The organism is Ralstonia sp. GX3-BWBA, from assembly GCF_003290055.1.
In the GTDB taxonomy this organism is placed as follows: Bacteria; Pseudomonadota; Gammaproteobacteria; order Burkholderiales; family Burkholderiaceae; genus Ralstonia; species Ralstonia holmesii.
In genome coordinates this window covers 61,528-76,256 of record NZ_QMKS01000024.1, presented here as the reverse complement: position 1 = coordinate 76,256, position 14,729 = coordinate 61,528, and the positions used below count along the sequence as shown (strand labels likewise).

Annotated in this window: 16 protein-coding genes; 10 read left to right on the top strand and 6 right to left on the bottom strand. The window is 64.7% G+C overall.

The window, feature by feature from the left end; all coding sequences use genetic code 11:
* Positions 1 to 233: 233 nt before the first annotated feature.
* Positions 234 to 653 (top strand): hypothetical protein, encoded by a 420-nt coding sequence (locus tag DOD19_RS22960; RefSeq protein ID WP_235193230.1) that lies wholly within the window; start codon positions 234 to 236, stop codon positions 651 to 653.
* 72 nt (positions 654 to 725) lie between these two features.
* On the opposite strand, the gene DOD19_RS22955 is transcribed toward DOD19_RS22960, so the two are convergent.
* Positions 726 to 1,583 carry a LysR family transcriptional regulator gene (locus tag DOD19_RS22955; RefSeq protein WP_112188348.1) on the bottom strand — a complete coding sequence of 286 codons (858 nt, stop codon included), beginning with the start codon at positions 1,581 to 1,583 and terminating at the stop codon, positions 726 to 728.
* A 123-nt stretch (positions 1,584 to 1,706) separates the two neighbouring features.
* On the opposite strand from DOD19_RS22955, the gene mdtD reads away from it, so the two are divergent.
* Positions 1,707 to 3,125, top strand: coding sequence for a multidrug transporter subunit MdtD (gene mdtD, locus DOD19_RS22950; protein WP_037032133.1), 1,419 nt, complete (start codon positions 1,707 to 1,709; stop codon positions 3,123 to 3,125).
* A 34-nt stretch (positions 3,126 to 3,159) separates the two neighbouring features.
* Here the strand turns inward: mdtD and DOD19_RS22945 are convergent, their stop codons facing one another.
* Positions 3,160 to 3,591, bottom strand: a complete 432-nt coding sequence (locus DOD19_RS22945; protein WP_024978491.1) for a hypothetical protein — start codon at positions 3,589 to 3,591, stop codon at positions 3,160 to 3,162.
* 386 nt (positions 3,592 to 3,977) lie between these two features.
* Here DOD19_RS22945 and DOD19_RS22940 point away from each other — a divergent pair, with 386 nt between their 5' ends.
* From DOD19_RS22940 to DOD19_RS22930, 3 genes are all read left to right on the top strand, one after another.
* Positions 3,978 to 5,078, top strand: coding sequence for a branched-chain amino acid aminotransferase (locus DOD19_RS22940; protein WP_112188346.1), 1,101 nt, complete (start codon positions 3,978 to 3,980; stop codon positions 5,076 to 5,078).
* A 7-nt stretch (positions 5,079 to 5,085) separates the two neighbouring features.
* Positions 5,086 to 5,898: an alpha/beta hydrolase gene (locus tag DOD19_RS22935; protein WP_112188938.1), complete on the top strand. Its 813-nt coding sequence runs from the start codon at positions 5,086 to 5,088 to the stop codon at positions 5,896 to 5,898.
* Positions 5,899 to 6,197: 299 nt separating this feature from the next.
* Positions 6,198 to 7,361 carry an alkane 1-monooxygenase gene (locus DOD19_RS22930; RefSeq protein ID WP_024978494.1) on the top strand — a complete coding sequence of 388 codons (1,164 nt, stop codon included), beginning with the start codon at positions 6,198 to 6,200 and terminating at the stop codon, positions 7,359 to 7,361.
* Between the two features lie 8 nt (positions 7,362 to 7,369).
* Here DOD19_RS22930 and DOD19_RS22925 read toward each other — a convergent pair whose 3' ends face one another.
* On the bottom strand, positions 7,370 to 7,633 hold the full coding sequence (locus tag DOD19_RS22925; protein ID WP_112188344.1) for a cupin domain-containing protein: 264 nt from the start codon (positions 7,631 to 7,633) through the stop codon (positions 7,370 to 7,372).
* A 227-nt stretch (positions 7,634 to 7,860) separates the two neighbouring features.
* Between DOD19_RS22925 and DOD19_RS22920 the strand changes: the two genes are divergently transcribed.
* The 3 genes from DOD19_RS22920 to DOD19_RS22910 all read left to right on the top strand — a co-directional run bounded on the left by DOD19_RS22920 (position 7,861) and on the right by DOD19_RS22910 (position 10,369).
* Positions 7,861 to 8,760, top strand: coding sequence for an AraC family transcriptional regulator (locus tag DOD19_RS22920; RefSeq protein WP_112188342.1), 900 nt, complete (start codon positions 7,861 to 7,863; stop codon positions 8,758 to 8,760).
* Positions 8,761 to 8,855: 95 nt separating this feature from the next.
* The gene (locus DOD19_RS22915; RefSeq protein ID WP_112188340.1) at positions 8,856 to 9,746 is read left to right on the top strand and encodes an NAD(P)H-binding protein; all 891 of its coding nucleotides are present in this window, start codon (positions 8,856 to 8,858) and stop codon (positions 9,744 to 9,746) included.
* A 101-nt stretch (positions 9,747 to 9,847) separates the two neighbouring features.
* A complete protein-coding gene (locus tag DOD19_RS22910; protein ID WP_112188338.1) occupies positions 9,848 to 10,369 on the top strand; it encodes a BON domain-containing protein in 522 nt (173 codons plus the stop codon).
* A 34-nt stretch (positions 10,370 to 10,403) separates the two neighbouring features.
* On the opposite strand, the gene DOD19_RS22905 is transcribed toward DOD19_RS22910, so the two are convergent.
* Positions 10,404 to 10,883, bottom strand: coding sequence for a YbhB/YbcL family Raf kinase inhibitor-like protein (locus tag DOD19_RS22905; protein WP_112188336.1), 480 nt, complete (start codon positions 10,881 to 10,883; stop codon positions 10,404 to 10,406).
* 233 nt (positions 10,884 to 11,116) lie between these two features.
* A complete protein-coding gene (locus DOD19_RS22900; protein ID WP_024978500.1) occupies positions 11,117 to 11,479 on the bottom strand; it encodes a DUF1304 domain-containing protein in 363 nt (120 codons plus the stop codon).
* 184 nt (positions 11,480 to 11,663) lie between these two features.
* Here DOD19_RS22900 and DOD19_RS22895 point away from each other — a divergent pair, with 184 nt between their 5' ends.
* Together DOD19_RS22895 and DOD19_RS22890 are read left to right on the top strand one after the other, a co-directional pair.
* A complete protein-coding gene (locus DOD19_RS22895) occupies positions 11,664 to 12,380 on the top strand; it encodes a dienelactone hydrolase family protein (RefSeq protein ID WP_024978501.1) in 717 nt (238 codons plus the stop codon).
* Positions 12,381 to 12,800: 420 nt separating this feature from the next.
* Complete coding sequence (locus DOD19_RS22890; protein WP_024978502.1) at positions 12,801 to 13,073, top strand: hypothetical protein; 273 nt, start codon at positions 12,801 to 12,803, stop codon at positions 13,071 to 13,073.
* Between the two features lie 23 nt (positions 13,074 to 13,096).
* Here the strand turns inward: DOD19_RS22890 and DOD19_RS22885 are convergent, their stop codons facing one another.
* Positions 13,097 to 14,719, bottom strand: a complete 1,623-nt coding sequence (locus DOD19_RS22885; protein WP_112188334.1) for an NAD(P)/FAD-dependent oxidoreductase — start codon at positions 14,717 to 14,719, stop codon at positions 13,097 to 13,099.
* Positions 14,720 to 14,729 lie beyond the last annotated feature (10 nt).

Sequence of the window (14,729 nt, the reverse complement as noted above, 5' to 3'; positions counted from 1 at the left end):
CAAAGGTCAACCGACATTCGTTGACGCGCCTCACGCCGGAAGGCACACTCGTCCCCATGCAAGCCCACACGTCCCTCACTATTGCGATCCAGCATCACGCGCACGCCCATTGGGGACGGCCTCTGGGGACGTGCACGCGTTAGCAATCCGCAACACCATGCGCACCGAAGCCCCGCCGACAACGACGGGGCTTTTTGTTTTTTGCGCGTTACATCCGCTCCCGCAGTAACCGAGTGCCCAAGCTCGAATCCACCGCCGCTTTCCTATCGATGAAACAGGAAGATCAGATGCCAGCCGTATCGTCCCCCTTCGCAACGCCCCTCGATTTGTACAGAGCCCTCTCGCGCGCGTGGTCTGCAGATACATCGAGCCCGACCAATGCGTGGACGCCGTCGAATCCGGCGCAGAATCACTGCAGCGTGACTTCGCTTGTCGTGCAGGATTATTTTGGCGGCGACATCCTCACGACGCAGACGCCCGGCGGTACACACTTCTACAACCGGATCGACGGCAAGATGTGGGATCTGACCGTGAGCCAGTTTGCCGAGCCGGTGCCGTATGACGACTCGCCTTCCACCCGCGAAGCGGCGTTGGCTGATACCTCGCCGGAAAAATATGCGCTGCTTGTGTCGAGGCTGAACGCGAGCAGATAGCGCGTGCCGTTGAAGTCGCGCAGCCTGCCGGGCAAGTCGACGAGACTGTGTTCTCGTAACGGTGGACGTTGTTCAGTCCGTCCGCCCGGCGCGCAGGTCGCTCTTGCGGATGAGCTGCAAGAGCGTCTCCGCAGGCTTGCTCAGGCGCCGCGCAGACAACGTGATGAATTCGATTGCCGGCAGCGGCGGCAAGACATCGCCATTGACGGGCGGCACCAGCCCGCCGCCCGCCAGGTTCTGCGCACGCACGGTAATCCCCAGCCCGCCGCGCGCGGCGGCGATACACCCGGAATGACTGCTGCTGGTGCAGACCACGCGCCACAGCCAACCGGCCGCGGCCAGCGTGTCCAGCACAATTGCGCGGGTCACGCTCGGCTCGTTGACGAGGATGAGCGGTAGCGGCTGACTCACATCGACCACGGTACCGGGCCGCGCCAGCCATTCGAGCTGGCCTCGGAACAGCGGTACACCCCGTCGCCCGCCTTCGCGGCGCTTGCCAACAATCAGATCGAGCGAGCCGTCTTCGATGCCTTCGTACAGCTTGCTGGTCATCCCCATCGTGATCTCAAGCTCGACATCCGGGTGCGTGGCCCGGAACGCCGCCAGCAGATTGGGCAGCGGCCCCTGCGCCAGGTCTTCTGAAGAGCCCAGCCGAACGCGGCCCCGCAGCCGGGGCGCACTGAACTGCAGCTCGGCGCGCGCCAGGGATTCGAGGATCAGCTTCGCGTGAACGAGTAGCGCCTCGCCGTCTGGCGTGAGCGACACCGAATGGGTGTCGCGCACAAACAACCGCCGGTTCACGCTTTGCTCCAGCCGGCGGATGTGATCGCTGACCGACGATTGCGACAGGTCAAGCTGGCGCCCAGCCTCCGTAAAGCTATGGGCGGCGGCCACCGTGGCGAAGGTTTGAATCCAGACGGGATTGAGCATGCCGGCATTGTCATCGGGTTTTCCGATAACAGTCAACGTCTCTAGAGGGGTTCCCGATTGGCTATCCGTCGGTAGCATTGCGGGTGATGTCCGGCGCTTTCCGGACAGCATTCCAGGATTCACATGCAGACCGCTTCAACTTCCGCTGCCCCACAGAGCGCCTCGCAGAAGGCCATGCTGTGGATTGTCTTTGCCGGCTTCTTCATGCAGGCGCTGGACACAACGATCGTCAATACCGCGCTGCCCTCCATGGCCCGCAGCCTCGGTGAAAAGCCCCTCGACCTGAAATCGGTGGTGGTGGCCTACACGCTGACCATGGCCATGCTGACGCCAGCATCGGGGTGGCTGGCGGACAAGTTCGGTACGCGGCGCGTGTATTCCACCGCGATCCTGATTTTTGTTCTCGGTTCGGTGTTCTGCGCAACGGCACACACGCTGCCGCAGTTGGTGATCGCACGCGTGCTGCAAGGGATTGGCGGATCGATGCTGTTGCCGATTGGCCGGCTGGCGGTGCTGCGCAATATTCCGGGCGAGCAGTACATCGCCGCCTTGGCCTTCGTGTCGGTGGCGGGGCAGGTTGGCCCGCTCCTGGGGCCGGCCCTGGGCGGCTGGCTTGTGCAGGATGTCTCGTGGCACTGGATTTTCCTGATCAACGTGCCGGTGGGTTTCGTGGGTCTGTTTGCGGTACGGCGCTATCTGCCGCAAGACGCCGTGCGCGCCGTGGCGCCATTCGATTGGCTTGGCTGCGGGCTGCTGTCGTTGTGCATGGTGGCCTTCTCGCTGGCGCTCGAAAACGGTGCGCATAGCCCGTGGAGCGTGGCGCTGATCGCCGTGAGCATCGTCAGCGCGCTGCTCTATATTCCGCACGCAAGGCGGCGTGTGGCGCCGCTGTTCCAGCTTGCGCTCTTTCGCGAACCGAACTTCAGCATTGGGCTGATCGGCAACCTGTTCTGCCGCATCGGGTCCGGCGCCGTGCCATTCCTGTTGCCGCTGCTGTTCCAGTTGCAGCTTGGCTATTCGCCGTTCCATTCAGGGTTGCTGCTATTGCCGATTGCCATTGCCGGCATGCTCGCCAAGCGTTGGGTCGTCCCGCTCGTGAACCGGTTCGGATACGACGTGTTTCTCCAGGTCAACACGTGGGTCGTCGGTGTCTCGATTGCCTCGTTTGCGGCCATGTCGCCAGGCTGGCCGCTGGTGCTATCGATCGTGCAACTGTCAGTGTTTGGATGGGCGAATTCGATGCAGTTTGCAGCCATGAATAGCATCACGCTCAAAGGCTTGTCGCACCAGGATGCCGGCAGCGGCAACAGCTTGTTCTCGATGGTGCAGATGCTCGCAATCGGCCTGGGGGTATCGATCGGGGGCGGGCTTGTCAGTCTTTTCTCGGTCAAGCTTGGTGTGGCCGCGCCGGCGTATCGGCTGGCGTTCTTCACCATGGGCGTGGTGACCGTGTTTTCTGCGTGGATTTTTCGCAGGCTCGACGCCAAGCCCGCGCCGCTCCATGCCAAGAACGTAGAAGCGAAGCCTGTTCAGGCGCGCTAACGATTGCAAGCGCAGCGCAAACCGGCTGGGCGGATCATCCGCGCATGCGCAGAAGATCGGCGTAGGAGACCAATTTGCGTTTTCCCGTTCCAAGCGTTTTGCGCTTTGACGTTGACCGGCCTGGCTTGCTGCGCTCGAACTTGGCCGCAGCACGTGCGTCTTCCTTGGCATGCACGCTGGCGGACTTCGTTTCCGCCTTGACGCGTTCGGCTTCCAGCCGTGCGGCCACCCGCTCTTCGCGGGCAACTTCCTGTGCTGCCGAGAGGATTTCTGCCTTGAGTTGATCGCGTCGCTGTTTGGCGGCAACGCGGGCGGCCTGCAGTTGCTCCTTCCGTTGCCGGAGCCAGTCTTTTCGGCTCACCGGCGCGGGCCGTGCCTCTGCCGGCACGCTCAGGCGCAATGCTCGGCTGGCAGCGACTTTCTCGGCGTGGATCTGGCGACGCGAATCGCGTTTCGCATCACTCATCGTGCGCAACGCTCCCTGGCGGCACCGTTGTGCCGCCGTGCACCAGCAGGGGATGGCGGGTCATGACATTCATTCCGTCAACCGTACCATAGGGTTTCAAGTCCCGCAGGGGGGATGCCCGCCCATCAAGCCTTCTAGCGCCCGTTCCGGCAGGCGCGCGAATGCCCTGGCGACGGCGCTATTCCGGTGCGGTATTCCCCCTCCGCCAGGCGGCGTCTCGGCCATGGAGCTACGGCGGTTGATGCTCCCGGGCGCTCGTCCAACCGCATTGTTTTTCCGCCGCCTGCAATACCGTATGCGCGTGAATACGCAACCAAATTGCATCGCCGTTGGCGCAAAATAGCGGTTTGGGCATTTTTGTGCCCCCTCGCACTCTTGGAGACGGTATGAACAACGTTGTCGAATCGGCTATTTCGATCGAGAAGAGCCCGAACCCTGTTCCGGCGGAAGAGCGGGCGCGCCTGCTGGAAAACCCAGCTTTCGGCCGCGTCTTCACGGATCACATGGCCACCATCCGCTACACCGAGGGCAAGGGCTGGCACGATGCCAAAATCGGCGCGCATGGCCCGATCCAGTGCGATCCGTCTACGTTGGTGCTGCACTACGCGCAGGAAATCTTCGAGGGCATGAAGGCCTACCGCCTGCCGGACGGCGGCGGTGCGCTGTTCCGCCCGGAGGCGAATGCGCGCCGGTTCCAGAATTCTGCCAAGCGCCTGGCGATGCCCGCGCTGCCGGAAGACCTCTTCTTGCAGGCCGTGCGCGAGCTGGTCAAGCTCGATCGCGACTGGATTCCGTCGGGCCAGGGCTCGTCGCTGTACCTGCGCCCCTTCATGATCGCCACCGAAGTGGTGCTGGGCGTGAAGCCGTCGGCCGAATACCTGTTCTGCGTGATTGCCTGCCCGGTGGGCGCGTACTTCAAGGGCGATGCATCGTCAGGCGTCACCATCTGGGTGTCGGACAACTACACGCGCGCCGCGCCTGGCGGTACGGGCGAGGCCAAGTGCGGCGGCAACTACGCGGCCAGCCTGGTCGCCCAGGCCGAAGCCACCCGCGAGGGCTGCGACCAGGTCGTCTTCCTCGATGCGGTGGAGCGCAAGTGGATTGAAGAACTGGGCGGCATGAACGTGTTCTTCGTCTTCGATGACGGTTCGCTGCAGACGCCGCCGCTTACCGGCACGATCCTGCCCGGCATCACGCGCGATTCGCTGATCACGCTGGCGCGCGGCATGGGTCTGACCGTGCGTGAAGAGCCGTACTCCATCGACCAATGGCAAGCCGACGCGCAAAGCGGCCGCCTGCGCGAAGCCTTTGCCTGCGGCACCGCAGCGGTGGTCACGCCCATCGGCAAGGTCAAGGGCCACAAGCACAACTTCACCATCGGTGATGGCAAGGCGGGCGAGCTGACGACCAAGCTGAAGGCCGCGCTGGTTGATCTGCAGAACGGCCGTGCACCGGACCCGCACGGCTGGCTCGACCGCCTGTTCTGACACCGCGATGGCTGAGTCGCTTTCTGCGGTTTCGGCTGACGGTGCCGAGGCATGGATCACCACACCCGCTGGCCGTCTCCATGCCCGGCAATGGGGCGGCCCGGTTGACGATGCCGCCAAACCGCCCATCGTGCTGCTGCATGATTCCCTCGGCTGCGTGGCGCTGTGGCGTGATTTTCCGCAGCACCTGGCGCAGTCGACCGGGCATGCGGTCATCGCCTACGACCGGCTTGGCTTCGGCCGATCCGACGCCTTTGCGGGCCAGCTCGATCCGGGCTTCATTCAGCAGGAAGCGTACGGTGGCTTTGCCGCGCTGACCGAGCAGCTTGGCGTGGACCGCTTCATCGTCTTCGGTCACAGCGTCGGCGGTGGGATGGCCGTGTCGATTGCGGCGGCGTATCCGGGCCGCTGCGCGGGTTTGATCACCGAGTCGGCGCAGGCGTTCGTGGAAGAGCAGACGCGCGAGGGCATCCGCGTCGCTCAGGCACAGTTTGCCGAGCCCGGCCAGATGGGCCGGCTGGAGCGCTATCACGGTAGCAAGGCGCAATGGGTGCTGGATGCGTGGGTCAACACGTGGTTGTCTCCGGCATTTGCGCAGTGGTGCCTTGACGACGCGCTGCTTGCCGTGCGCAGCCCCGTGCTCGCGCTGCATGGCACCGAAGATGAGTACGGCTCGACTGCGCAGCCCGAGCGCATCGTCACGCTTGCCGGTGCACCCGCCACGCTCAAGCTCGTGCAGCGTTGCGGGCACGTGCCGCATCGGGAGCAGGAGGCCGCTGTGCTGGATGCGGTCGACGCGTTCCTCCCCACATTGGCCTGATCCGTATTGCCTGCCGGCGCCTTCGGGGCTGGCATAAACGGTTGTTGTGAGTCTCCGTTCAGGTGCGCCGCACCAAAATCGAACGACCGTTTTTAAATCGTCCGTTTCAATCGACTGCTTTTTTCCCGCCTCCAGAGGGCCGCGCGGCGGCCGCTTTGTTTGGAGTTTTGCGCCTAGTTTCTGGCGTTGGTCTCTCCTCCTGCTGCGCCTATAACGCAAGCGTCGGGCACGACCCCGGCGGCGCACGCATGTGCGTACACAAGCCAAGCCACCCAGCGGGGCAAAACAGGAGGAAGACAATGGCAACACCCGGCATGGTCGCGTCCGTGGAATGGACCGACGGCAAGCGCTATCTCTGGATGCTCGGCGCGCTGACTATCACGCTACCCATCATCGCAGCCGTTTCGGCGCTTGCGACGGGCTGGCATCCGCTCTGGTGGGCGGGGCCGTTCATCGTGTTCACGATCATTCCGCTGCTCGATTTCCTGATCGGCGACGACCGTGAAAACCCGCCCGAAGAAGTCGTCCCGACGCTGGAAAAACAGCGCTACTACCGCCGCATCGTCTACCTGGCGACCACCGTGCTCTACGTGAGCTTTGCGGTGGCGATGTGGGTGCTGCGCACGTATGACCTTGCCTGGTACGACTACCTTGCGTTCGCGTTTTCGGTGGGCGTGGTGACGGGCATCTCGATCAACACCGCGCACGAGCTGGGCCACAAGACAGACCGGTTCGAGCGGTGGCTCGCGAAGATCACGCTGGCACCGGTCGCCTACGGGCACTTCTATGTGGAGCACAACCGCGGCCACCACGTGCGCGTGGCCACGCCGGCCGATCCGGCAAGCGCGCGCTATGGCGAGTCGTTCTGGGAGTTTCTGCCGCGCACGGTGGTGGGCAGCGTCAAATCGGCGTGGGCATTGGAGAAACGCCGGCTGGAGCAGCATGGCCACTCGGTCTGGTCATGGCGCAACGATGTGCTCAACGCCTGGGCGATGACGGTGGTGCTGTGGGGCGTGTGCATCGCGTTTGTCGGGCTGAAAGCGGTGCCGTTCCTGATCATCCAGGCCATCTACGGCGCCTCGCTGCTGGAGGTGGTGAACTACCTGGAGCACTACGGCCTATGCCGCCAGCAATTGCCCAGCGGCCGCTACGAGCGATGCACGCCGCAACATTCGTGGAACAGCAACCATGTGGTGACGAACCTGTTCCTGTATCAACTGCAGCGACATGCCGATCACCACGCCAACCCGACGCGGTCATTCCAGGCGCTGCGGCATTTCGAGCATTCGCCGCAACTGCCCGCCGGTTATGCCGCGATGATCCTGGTCGCCTATGTGCCGCCGCTGTGGTTCCGCATGATGAACCCGCGCGTGGTGGCGCACTACAAAGGCAACATGTCGCTGGCGAATATCAAACCGTCGATTCGCGACAAGGTGCTCGCGCAGTATCCGGCGCGCGCCTGATCTGCGGCCTAGCGCCGAGCGACCAGATACTGCACACCCAGCGGCCCGTAGCGCTCGGTGTGCGGTGCGTTGGCTGCCAGATGGAATGTGTCGCCGGGCCGGTAGACGCGCTCGGCGCCGCCTGAGTGGATATGAATTTCCCCTGCCAGGATGAGTGCTTTCGCCTCGAACGCGTGCGTGTGCGTGTCCAGCTCGCCCGCGTCTCGCGTAACGAGGACAAACTCGGTAAAGCCCTCCGCCCTCAGTGCGCTGACGAATGCGTCGCGATCCATTGGCGTGTCTCCTTGTGGTCGGTGCCACTGTTTCACCATAAGCGTAGGGCACCGAAATAGAAAGACGGCCCGGAGGCCGTCGGAAATTCGGCTGTGGGGAAGCCAAATCCAACGTTGGCAAGTATCTGGCTATCGATATCTGAAATCGAGTTGAACTTTGTTATGGCAACGATAGCGCGCCGTATGGGCGCAGAATGTCGAGGCGCCCGCGAACCTCCGCCCTTGCCATGAACGCCGTCACGCCTGCCGCCTTGCTTGAACCCGCCTCCGTCAGCCTGCGCTCCAGCGAGGGGCTCGGCTGGGACGGCTTTGCCGGAACGCTGCTTGGCATTCGCCCCGGCACGTATCGGGTGCCCGCCATGGCGCATCACCGCGTCACCGTGCATGTCGGCGCACCTGTGCGGACGAACTGCGTTTGCGACGGCCGCCGTTATTCGGGCATCCAGGCCCACGGCGATGCGAACGTGATTCCCGCCGGCCTGCCCGGCATGTGGACGGACGATGCCGACTGCCGGATTCTGCGGATCGCCATCACCGACACGTTTGTACGCAGCATCGGCGAACAGGTGGGCGCACCGGCAGACATTACGCCGCGTCTGCAATGGCGCGATGCGCGCGTGCATCATCTTGCCGCTGCACTGGGGGCCGAACTGGAGGCGGAAGACACCTCCGATGCGTTGTATGCGGAAAGCCTGTGCACGGCATTGGTGGTCCGTCTGCTCAACAGCAGTCGGGATGTGGCTGCCGGGGCGGCCAACAGCGCTCGCACGCTGGCGCCCCGCGTGGCTGCACGCGTGATCGACTACATCGAAGCCCACCTGCACCAGCGCCTGATGCTGGCCGAACTGGCGGCGCAGGCTGGCTTGAGCGTGCCGCATTTCAACGTGCTGTTTCGTGCAACGTTGGGCGTGCCGGTACATCGCTATGTCGTGCAGCGCCGTGTGGAACGCGCGAAAGCGCTGCTGTTGGAAGGCCGCTGCAGCGCATCGCAGATCGCGCTCGAGGTCGGCTTCGCACACCAAAGCCACATGACGCAGTGGATGCAACGGCTGCTCGGTGTGGGCCCGCGTGACATCGCGCGCGCGGGCAAGGCGGCGGCTGGTTCTGTGGACAGGCTGGCCGTGTAGCCAACCCTCCGAATCTGCCAGATTCCTCCGTTCCTGCAAGTCGGGTTTGCAGGGCCGCCCTAAGCTCGTGCCTCCCACTTGAGAGGAGCGCGAACATGTTTGTCATCTTTGGGGCGTCGGGCAAAGTTGGCCGCGCCACCGCCACGGCACTACGCAACGCGGGTCGGCCAGTGCGCGCGGTGGTGCGCCATGTCCGGCAAGGCGAGGCGCTGGCCAAAATCGGCTGCGACATTGCGATTGCTGACCTGACAGATCCAGCCTCGGTTGCATCGGCCATCAAGGGCGCCACGGCCGTGCAGATCCTGTGTCCGGTGCCGGTGCGTGATGCGGACCCAGCGTCGACCATGGAGCGCATGATCGACGTGGCCGCTGATGCGCTGCGTGCCAACCCGCCCTCGGCTGTCCTGGCCCTGTCGGACTACGGCGCAGAACTGGACCGGGGCACTGGCCTGACGCGTCTGTTTCATCTGCTGGAAGAGCGGCTTAAGCCGCTGGCGACGCACCTGACGCTGCTGCGTTCAGCAGAGCACGCGCAGAACTGGGCGGCGATGCTGCCCGTCATGCTGGCGACAGGGCGGCTGCCGAGCCTGCACCAGCCGCTGGACCGCGCGTTTGCGACTGTCGCCACGCAAGACGTTGGTGCGCTGGCAGCCGAATTGTTGCTGGAGGCGCCATCGATCAAAACGCCGCGCATCGTCAGCGTGGAGGGCCCGCGTCGCGTGAGCCTGGTCGACGTGGCACGCGCATTCAGCGCCGTCGTCGGCAGCGAGATTGTTGCCGATGCACTGCCGCGCACCGCCTGGGCGCCGATGCTGCAACGCGCCGGTCTGAGCGCGAACCATGTGCAGCTCATCACCGAACTGTACGACGCGGTCAACGCCGGGCAGATCGACGTGGAGAAGGGCGTGTCGGAGCAGCGTTTCGGCAAGACCGAGCTGCACGATGTGTTTGCCTCGATGCTCGCGGCGCATGTGAAGTCGAGATAGCTTGGGGAGTTGTCCGGGCGTCTGGTTGGCGCGGCACTTTGCGCCTATCCTTCGCAGCATTGCTCAAGCCGAAGCCCCGTGCGGGCGAGGAGGCCACCTTGATGATTTCCGCACGCTGCCTTGCCGTGGCGCTGTTGCTGGCCGCGCCGGCCGCCCACGCTGAAGACGACCTGCAGAACCGCGGTCACGACCCGTTCTTCCAGATATCGTCAGGCGTAGCCAACTGCCCGGAACCCGCCGGCCCGCGCATCACCGAGGCGGAATGGAAGCGCGATTCTCACCACCGCATCGAGCATGGCAACCATTGCTGGCTGGAAGGCCGGTGCCGCTTGCCCAACGCGTTTTCTTACGACGACGAGATTGCAGAGACGGCGAAGCGGCGCCTGCAATGGATGTCCATCCATGTGCTGGGGTGGAAGCAGAACACCACGCTGTGGGTGACGATATGGCAGCGGTGGATGCTGGTGCAGGGCTGCGTGGCGCCGGGCTATGCGTTGACGCCGTTCATGACCGCCCTGCATGACGTGCCCGATGTCGAACGCTTCATCAACGAGACGACGGCCCACCCGGAGAGGGGCGTGCCGTATGCGCTGTTTCGCAAGGGCGCGGTTGCCAAACCTTGAAAAACGGGCCGCCTCACATCCTGACGAAATCGGCTCAGTGGTCGTGCTTCTGATAGGTGCCGACAAGTTCGGCTTCAGCCAGCACATGGCCGCGCATGGCCCGCTCCAACTCGGCCTTGGTAGGTGCGCCTAGCTCCGGCAGTTCGACGTTCAGCGCGTAGAGCTTGTGGTAGTAGCGATGGCGCCCTACGGGCGGGCAGGGGCCGCCGTATGCGGTGCGCTTCCAGTCGTTGTTGCCGGAGCGTGCGCCGGGAGGCAGCCCCTTGCGTGACGCGTCTTCCGCCAGTGAAGTGGTGGCGGGCGGGATGTTGTAGAGCACCCAGTGGACCCACGTCATCCTTGGTGCAGCGGGGTCGGGTGCGTCAGGGTCATCGACGACCAGTGCCAGGCTGCGTGTGCCGGCCGGAGCGCCGGTCCACGCAAGCGGCGGCGATGTATCCGCGCCTTCACATGTGAGGCGGCTGGGGATTTCGCCCCCAGCGGCAAAGGCCGGGGAGGTCAAGGTGAGCGTCATGGCGTTCCTCACTTGAGCTGAGACGGGCGGGCCACACAGCAGGGTTGCCAGCAGCAGCGCCCGGCCCAGCAGTCGGAGCGTTCGACAGTCTGCAGGCGGCATGTGCGAAGACCCGGTTGGCGAGAGCGCATCGTCTAACGCGCTCTCGACTCCTTTCAAGCTAGTGCGCAGCGGAGCGGCAGACAAGCACTGCCGCCGTCGCTTCAGCACCCATCGCCCATCGCCCATCGCCCTCAGGCGAACCACCCGAGCACCAACGCCGCCACAGCCGGCACCGTCTGCACGAAAAGAATCCGCTTGTTGACGGTGATGGCGCCCCAGATGCCGGCCACCGCCACACAGATCAGCCCGAACAGCGCGAAGGACGCGTTGACGGTCGGGTCTGGCGCCACCAGCCCAATCACCAGCGCAGCCACCAGAAAACCGTTGTACAGGCCCTGGTTGGACGCCATGGCTGCGGTTTCAGCGGCTTTCTCGGGCGTCATGCCGAAGACCTTGGGCCCGCGCGTCTTCCAGAGCACCATTTCGAGCACAACGATATAGACGTGGATCAGCAGCACCAGCAGGTAGGCGATGAGGCCGAGGGTTTTGATCATGGGAGGCAATCAGGATGTGAACGTGCCGCCATGATAGAGACTTTGTGCCGCGTATCGGCACCCTGATAGAGGGGTATCGGCAGGGCAGAGGCGCACGCAGCCCATTCCCGCTGACGCGCCGCCAGCAAATTTCATCTGGCAGGACTATCCTGTGCGTTTTCGTTCCAGGCAGAGGAGCCATCGCATGACTGCATCGCAAGGATCCATGATCTCGTTCAAGCGCCCAGACGGGCAGGACGTCCAGGGCTATCTGGCCAAGCCCGCCAAGGCGGAAGGCGCCCCGGGCATCGTCGTCATCCAGGAGTGGTGGGGCTTGAACGACCAGATTCGCGGCGTGGCGGACCGCCTCGCGCGCGCGGGTTACGTGGCCCTGGTGCCCGATCTCTACCGCGGCAAGATGACGGTAGAAGAGGAGGAAGCCCACCACCTGATGACCAACCTGAATTTTGGCGACGCGGCTACGCAGGACGTGCGCGGCGCCGTCCAATACCTCAAGCAGACCTGCGGCCGCGTGGGCGTGACGGGCTACTGCATGGGCGGCGCGCTGACACTGCTGACGCTGTGCAACGTGCCGGAAGCGGATGCCGGCGTGGTGTGGTACGGCTACCCTCCGCTGGAATACATCGACGCCTCGAAGATCAAGGTGCCGGTGCAGGGGCACTGGGGCACGCAGGACAACGCCTTCAAGATCGAGGGCGTTGATGCGCTGGAAAAGAAGCTCGTCGATGCCGGCGTTGATGTGGACTTCCACCGCTATCTCGCGCACCACGCTTTCGCCAATGAAACGGCCGTGGGCGAGAACCGCATCGCCATCACACAGTACGACCCGGTGTGGGCCGAACATGCGTGGGACCGCGCGCTGACGTTCTTCGGCCGCACGCTCTGGCCGCGTCAGGGGTAAGCGCACGCAGGGCGGCGGGATTGGCGGCAAGGCGCGATCACGAAATGCTGCAAACTGGCACGTGGTCTGCGCTGTTGCCGCCGCTATAATTCACGGCGCTGCCGCACCAACGGCAGCTGGGTTTAGCAGCCTATTCTTACCGTATGGCCGGACGGCCGCCTTGCGCGGCTTTTTTACGTCCGTGCTCGCGCACGCCTTTACCACGGCGGGCCGGGCAGGGGACCTTCGGGTCGCCGGCGTCCTACGGGCCGGTCTGCTAACCCTGCCGTCGGGCCCGCCACCCTCGTTTAGCAGCGACTAGTCGGGCCTTTTGCTATCCGTAGGAGGCTCCATGACTGTTGTATCCAGCGGGCGTCGCCCCGCGTCTTTTCCTTCTCCACCTCGGCTGTATCCCGTTCCGTTGCGAGCCGGGAGCCGCCCATGACACTCACCAAACGCCGCGTCTACCTTGACGGTGCGCTCGAGGCGCGAACCTTCCTCTGTCGAACGCAGGCCTACGTGCGCGAGTTTGGACAGCATCGGCCGCGCCTCTTGCGGCAGCAACTGATGCAGTACACCGGCAGCGCATATCCGCCCGCATTTGCGCGCGGGTTTGTCGACATGATCGGCGCGTATCTATCGCTGGCGCTTGAGCGCAGCGATATCGATCCGGCCACGTGGGAACTGATGGCCGAGATTGAGCGGTTGCGCTAGATGCCCTGCGGCGGCGCTAGCAATCAGCCACCGAGGATGCGCCGCGCCGCCCGATCTCCCCACCACGCCGCTTCTTCAAAGACGGAATAGCCGGACAGGTCCGCATGCGCGTAGTGGATCGGCCCGGCGCTCTCACGCAGGCGCGCAATGCCTGGTCGGGAGAGAAAGCCCGGTGTAGGAATCGCCATCGCGTGGCCGCGCAGCGTCAGGTCTGCGCGGCGGATCTGCGTGCGCAGGCGAATGCCGTATACCGTATCGAGATCGGCCAGCGCGCGATCGAGCAGCGCTTGCGGTGACGCTTTCAGCAGCCACTCACGTGCCGCCTTGGGCGACATGTCCGACAGCGCCACGTAGGCCGTGAATACGCTCTGCGCAGGCGGGCCGACGCGAATGTCCTGGTGATTAGCCACCACATAACCCAGGCCGGTGCCGCGATAGACCACGTTGTCCCACGCCAGCGGCGTGTCGTCGTGTTCGGGCGGAAAGCCATCGATGAACAGGTTCGCGAGCAGCCACGGTGCGGCTTCTGGCAACTCGGCGGCGGGCACATCAAAGCCCTCGACGATGTGCTTGGCGACGTGCAGCGGCATGGCGCTGACCACGTGATCGGCCAACAGGCGCACAACGCGGCCGTCTGCCTGCAGCACATCGGCGAAGACCCGTGCGCCGGCCTCGTTCGTCGTGCCGATGCGCGCGGCGCTGCCCGGTAGCAAGCGGCCTGGTTCGTTCAATCCGGCGGCTTCGAACAGCCGCTCGGCCATCCAGTCCAGCCCTTCCGGCCACGTGAGCACGGTGCCTTGCTCGGCGTTGCTCGCCATGCCGCCGCGGCTGGCGAAGTACGCAATGCCGGCCCAGGCGGAAACATGATCGGCCGTGGCGCCGTAGTCGTCGCGGCAGCAATAATCGGCATACCAGTGCAGCGTGGAGGCGTGGTAGCCCTCGCGGTGCAGCCAGTCGCGGAAGGTAAGCACATCGAGCGCCCGCCATGCCGGGTCTGCGGACGAGAGCGCTGTCGGCACGGCAAAGATGCGACGGCCGTCGGCGCCCTTGGTCTGGCGCAGGCTGTCGATCTGGGCGAAGAAGCGGGTGTGCTCGGCGCGCTCATCGGGCGTGATGCCCTCGTGCGGCACAAAGCCGTCTTGCCAGCGATTGCCTAGCCACAGGCGTTCATCGGGGGCGTGAACAAGCACGCGTTCGTCGTACGTCGGGCGCAGCGCAAATGGATTGCGCTCGATCACGCCAAAGTCGGCCAGCATCTCGCGCACGTGCGTCGATTCCATCGACGGCAGCGGCAGGTAATGTGCACCGGTCGGGAACCGCTGCGTACCGAACGCACCGCCTGAGGCATTGCCATAGCGCTCCGGGCCTTCCACGACCACCACGTCGTGCCGCCCGCTTTTTGCCAGCCGCCAAGCGCAGCTCAATCCGCCGATGCCGCTACCGCAGATGGCCACGCCCACGCGGCGCGTTTCCGACGGCGCAGGCAACGCGCGCAAGTCGCGCAATCGATGGCCCGCCGCCTGACCCGGCATGCGCACGTTGGGTGTGATTTCCGTAAACGCCCGAAAGCCCGCCCACGAAGCGGCACCCGCCGCGGCCACACCGGCCGCAGCTGCGCCCACCAGAAAGCTGCGTCTGCTGTTCATGGTGTGCCGG